This window comes from Butyrivibrio sp. (assembly GCF_024699075.1).
In genome coordinates, this window is record NZ_JAILQF010000415.1 from 1 (window position 1) to 5759 (window position 5759).

Below are 5759 nucleotides of genomic sequence, written 5' to 3' on the forward strand. Positions count from 1 at the left end.
TTTAACAAGCTTATTTCAGGAAAGCTTGATCCTGTGGCTGCTTTTACACTGGGTAAGCTCAAAGTTGACGGAGATATAGGAAAAGCTTTAGAGTTTTCAAATCTGATCAAAAAGTAAAGTCATAAATGCAAAAAAGTATAAAAAAGTCTCATCTTTGAGGCTTTTTTTGTTGCGCATAAGTACGCCGCTATGATAAATTATAGGTTACGAATTTATATAAGGGAGATGCAGACATGACACATGTAATTCATCCATTTCCGCCTTTATATGATCAAGATTCTAAGATACTGATTCTGGGTAGTTTTCCATCTGTAAAATCAAGAGAACAATTATTTTTTTACGGACATCCGCAGAACCGTTTTTGGAAGCTGATAGCAGGTATATTTGATGAAGCGGTCCCATCTACGATCGAAGAGAAAAGTGAGCTTTTGCATAAGCATCATATTGCTCTTTGGGATGTTATTAAATCCTGCGATATCAAGGGCTCATCAGATTCAAGCATTACAAATGTTGTAGCCAATGATCTTTCAGAAATATTAGAGGCAGCAGATATAAAGACCATAATCGTTAATGGTAAGACTGCAGAGAAATTTTTTAACAAATACACAAAGAATAAAATTAATAGAGAAGCTATATGTATGCCATCCACAAGTCCAGCTAATGCTGCATGGAGTCTTGAAAAGCTTACGGATACGTGGAAAGAAGTACTGCTCGCGCCATTGAGGTGAGGAGTTAATCGGAGATTAACTCCTTTAGTCGCTCGCGTTGCTCGCACCATGAGGTTAGTATGAGTTATATAAATGTTAATAATTTAAAGAAAGATTTTGTAGTCAAAAAGAAAAGAGAGAAGGGAAAGCTTTTAAGGGATAAGGAAACCGTAAATGCCCTTAAGGGAATATCTTTTTCTGTCGAAAAGGGAGAACTTGTAGGTTACATAGGCCCTAACGGAGCCGGTAAGTCAACTACAGTCAAGATCCTGTCAGGTATTCTTACACCTGATAGCGGCGAAGTTACAGTAGGCGGTATTGTTCCCTGGAAAAACAGAAAAGAGCATGTTAAAAATATCGGTGTTGTCTTTGGTCAGCGAAGCCAGCTTTGGTGGGATGTTCCTATCATAGACAGCTATAGTCTTTTAAAGGATATATACAGAATTCCTCAAAAAGATTATGAAGACAGGCTTCATGAGCTGGCGGGGGCACTTGATCTTGAGCCACTTATGAGAACGCCTCTTCGTCTTCTTAGCCTTGGACAGAGAATGAGAGCAGAGCTTTGCGGATCCCTCCTTCATAGGCCGGGGCTTCTTTTCCTTGATGAACCGACAATAGGACTTGACGCTGTAAGTAAGTTATCACTCCGCGACTTTTTAAAATGGGAAAATAAGGAGTATGGCACGACCATCATGCTCACAACCCATGATATGGAAGATATAGAAGCCTTATGTTCAAGGGTAATGGTGCTTGGACATGGCAAGAAACTCTTTGATGGAAAGCTTCCGGATCTTCTTGAGCGCTTCGATAAGGTACGTAATGTAAAGGTTAAATATAATGCCTCAGTATCATGTATGAATCTTCCTGAAGGGGTTTTATGTAAAGAGACTGAAGACGGTCTTGAGATTAGCTATGAGCCATCTAAGCTTCCAACAGCAAGGCTTCTTTCTATACTTCAGGATGCAGGTAATATTAAAGAGCTTACGCTTGAACCAGAGAATACTGATCACCTTATTGCTGCTATGTACAAGGAGCTTGATCTATGAAATCCTATATTTCAGTCTTTAAAATGCGTCTTCGTATGGAGCTTCAGTACAGGGGCGCAATGATAGGCGGCATGCTATGCCAGATGTTCTTCGGACTTATACTGGTTGCCCTTTACAGGGCTCTTTATGAAGGACATCCGCAGTCTATACCTATTGAGAATGTCGCAACCTATGTATGGATACAGCAGGGATTTTTCAGAATGATGCTGGCATCTGATTCAGAGCTTTTAGACAAAATAAGGACAGGAGATATCTCCTATGATATGTGCCGTCCTGTAAATATGTACGGTTTTTACTACGCAAGGATCATGGCGCTTAAGCTTATGGGAAGCGTTATGAGAGCTGTTCCTATGCTCTTTATGGCATTTCTTCTTCCAAAGGGTTGGGGCATGAACCTTCCTTCTTCACCGGCTTCACTCATGGCAGCTGTTCCTGCACTTGTACTGGGACTTTTATGCGTATGCGCTCTTGAAAATATTACTGTGGCATTTACCATGATAACCCTGGACCCTAGGGGAATGCAGGGACTTCTTAATCTTTTGATGATGACTCTTTCAGGTAATGTTATACCGCTTACTCTTTTCCCGGATAGCTGGCAGAAGGTCATAACTCTTTTTCCTTATGCACAGCTTCTTGATGCACCGATCAGAATCTATACTGGAGACTACGGCCTTGAGAGCGTACTTAGAGTTTATATGATACAGGGCTTTTGGGTAGTGGTTCTTGTAGCTCTTGGAGCATATATGTGGAATCAGAATAAGAAAAGGATGATCGTACAGGGCGGCTAATATACTAAAAATATTATTACAATTTTATAAGTAATATTAGCAGCTCAAACTTCGGACTTCGAAGTACGTACGATGTTTCACATCAAACGATACAACACAGAGGATCAAAATGAATACACTACGACTATATTTAAAATCAATGGTGATGCTTATAAGAAGTCAGCTTCAATACCCAAGCTCATTTATCATGCAGACCCTTGCTCAGCTTGTAATGGAAGGCGGCGAGATGATGGCAGTCATCCTTATTGTTGACAGATTTCAGAGCCTTAAGGAATGGTCAGGTGGCAATCTTTATTTCTTTTTTGGAATGATGTCAGTATCTTTTTATCTGACAGAGATGTTTGGAAGAGGTATAACAGGAGACTTCCCGTCCATGGTAAGAACAGGGCGTCTTGATACCTTTCTTATAAGACCAAGAGGTGTTATGACTCAGGTTATGTGCTCGGGAACTGACCCAAGAAGGATAACCTGTATCGCTGTTGGAACGACTGCACTTATTATCGGTAGCAGGCTTTCAGGTATAGTATGGAGCCCTCTTAAGGTACTGGTTCTCATAGAGTCAATAGCTATGAGCTGTCTTCTGATATTGGGGCTTTTCATGATAGAAGCTATCTTTTGTATATTTAGTGTAAAATCAGTAGAGATAGTAAATGCTATAACTTACGGCGGAAGAAGCGCATGCCAGTATCCAATTGATGTTTACCCACTTCCTCTTAGGGCACTGTTTACAGTTGTTGCTCCATTTGCACTTACTCTCCACGTGCCTGCATCCTGGATCCTGAATAAGCCCCTTTATGGATGGTCATGGCTTGCAGCAGTAGTTACACCTCTTTCGGGCCTTGTGGTATTTGGAATTATGACAGTATTATTTCATCTGGCACTAAGACACTACAGATCAACAGGTAGTTAACATATATAATAGTATTCATGAATAAAGACTATAATCATGGACATAGACATAAGTTTCTCTTAAGATATCATTTAACCTGAATTATTCATGACGGCTTAGAACCACTCAAAATTCACTTTAATAGGGAACTAAATGAGCGCAGAAAACAAGGTATTTGATATTGCATTAGTAAAAGGAGCATTATAGATATGAAGATTAGATTATTAACGATTTTGTGTTTTGCAATACTTTTAACAGGGTGTAGGAATGAAACTGTTAATGGAGTAACTTCAATAGAAACTACAAGCACAGCTGGTGCTAATTCTGTAAGTAGTAGCAGTGAAAGTGAAACTAATGTAGCTGAGGAAAGTACCGTTGAGGTATCGAAAGAAGTATCATATGAAGATACAAATGCAGTTGATTATAGTGATATCTATATTACTGGCTTTTCGGCTGATTCAGAAATATTATGTATTGAGCAGGATTCATTTTATAAAAATTTTTCAGCAGTGATAATAGAAAATTATATAGAAAGTGATGGTAATAGTAGCTTTGACACAATAAGCGCTACATGGGATGAAGAGATAGCGAATACTAAAGCAGAAATAGATGCACTTTTAAGCGATGATAAAAAAGAAGCATTCAATGATATGCTAGAAAGCTGGGATGTTTTTGAGGCAAACTATTTGATATACATCAATTCATTATATGGTGTTAGTGGGGCCGTCCCAGGAAGTATGTACAAGGAGATGGCGCCATCATTGTTGAAAACAGAATATGAGTTAATGGCTGGAATGCTTATGTCTATTGATTATCAATTGGGCGTGAATATTTATGAGGGTACTATTTCTGAAAAAGAAATTTCAGAAGTAAATATGTTTGATTATTCTAATTATTTATTATGCCTTGAAGATTCTGAGGAGTTCTATGAATATATCCAGGATTATGAGATTGATGAACTTGATTATGACAGTTTGTCAGAGTTGTTGCTTGAAAAGATGGAGGGTTTAGAAGGACTGACAGACAAGAAGCTTGTTAGTAAACAACTTGCAGAGGAATATATTGATCTGGTTGAAAAAATGAATGTGCTTGAAAAAGATGTTTTTGATGATGAAAGTAGATGTGATGAAGTCAGAAATAATAGGATTACAATACTTTTGTTGCAGGTATTAAATTCAGAGTATCTGTTAACAATGAATTAAGAGATGGGAATTAGTATGAAAAATAATACATTGTTGGGATTTATCATAGTAATGGGCATATGTTTAACAGCATGTAATAGTGCTGAAGTAGATGATATAACTAATAGCTCTACTGATGTGGTTTCATCAATTGAAGCGGTGTCAGATGTTTCGGCTACAGAGGATAGTATTAGTATCGATAGCTCTAATGTAAGTAACTCTGAAGAAGCAGTAGAAAATGAAGAAGTAGACGAGGAAGAGGAATTAGGGGAAAAGCTATCATTTCTGGATAGTCCTACTAGTCCGATCATTATTAGTAAGACAGAATCTGTTTATACAGAAGATGGAACGTTAGTTTTTTCCAATACTTTTGAATATTATGATGATGGAAAGCTGAAAACTGTTACGGCTAATGATGGCACTACTGAATATACATATGATGACCATGGAAATATTTCTACTAAGACCTATAATTCAGATGCCATTTGTGAATATACAAATAAATATGATACACTCGGAAACTTGATTTCAAAGGAGTATGAAGATCAAGGTATACACTATTTTGTAGAATATGAATATGATTCAGATGGTAATTGCATAAAGGAGACAGATACGCTGGACGATGGATCTGATTCTAATGTATATGTCATAGAGAGTAAATATCGTGAAGATGGTACGCTATCACATAGGACAGGCTATTACAATGATCAATTGAACTATGAATACAGATATAACTGGTATGGGGATCAAGTATATGCCAAAAACTATAATCTATATGACAGCAACAAATATACCATATCAGAAACAGAATATACATACGATGACTACGGCAATATCATTGAAGCAAAAGATGATACTGCTGTAATAACATATGAATATGATGAGTATGGTAATGTGGTTAAACAAACTATGTCGTATGGCGAGTATGTAGTAACTGAGTATCAATACAAAAAATAATATGACGTAAGGGTCAAAAGTCATTTCGATTCGAGCTTGCTCGAAATCGAATATGAATTTATGACCCGCAAAACATGAGCAAAGTAGCACGTAGTGCGGATTTGCGAATGTTTGAGGGCGCAAGACATCCGGGGGATGTCTGTTTTGCGCCGACCGGAGTGGAACGTAGATGTGAGAGTTTCGAAGAAACG

Annotated in this window: 7 protein-coding genes; all 7 read left to right on the top strand. The window is 37.9% G+C overall.

From position 1 onward, the window contains the following. Positions 1–12: 12 nt before the first annotated feature. On the top strand, positions 13–117 hold the full coding sequence (locus K6G87_RS19980) for an SCP2 sterol-binding domain-containing protein (RefSeq protein WP_442863377.1): 105 nt from the start codon (positions 13–15) through the stop codon (positions 115–117). A gap of 116 nt (positions 118–233) precedes the next feature. Beyond that, positions 234–728: a DNA-deoxyinosine glycosylase gene (locus K6G87_RS16585; protein ID WP_296839739.1), complete on the top strand. Its 495-nt coding sequence runs from the start codon at positions 234–236 to the stop codon at positions 726–728. Between the two features lie 59 nt (positions 729–787). Next, positions 788–1753 (top strand): ABC transporter ATP-binding protein, encoded by a 966-nt coding sequence (locus K6G87_RS16590; RefSeq protein ID WP_296839741.1) that lies wholly within the window; start codon positions 788–790, stop codon positions 1751–1753. Then, positions 1750–2541, top strand: coding sequence for an ABC transporter permease (locus K6G87_RS16595; protein ID WP_296839743.1), 792 nt, complete (start codon positions 1750–1752; stop codon positions 2539–2541). The genes K6G87_RS16590 and K6G87_RS16595 overlap by 4 nt, the downstream gene beginning before the upstream one ends. Before the next feature lie 109 nt (positions 2542–2650). Then, on the top strand, positions 2651–3451 hold the full coding sequence (locus tag K6G87_RS16600) for an ABC transporter permease (RefSeq protein ID WP_296839745.1): 801 nt from the start codon (positions 2651–2653) through the stop codon (positions 3449–3451). 188 nt (positions 3452–3639) lie between these two features. Then, positions 3640–4632, top strand: a complete 993-nt coding sequence (locus tag K6G87_RS16605; RefSeq protein ID WP_296839746.1) for a hypothetical protein — start codon at positions 3640–3642, stop codon at positions 4630–4632. Between the two features lie 15 nt (positions 4633–4647). Continuing rightward, a complete protein-coding gene (locus K6G87_RS16610; protein ID WP_296839747.1) occupies positions 4648–5568 on the top strand; it encodes a hypothetical protein in 921 nt (306 codons plus the stop codon). Positions 5569–5759: the final 191 nt, after the last annotated feature.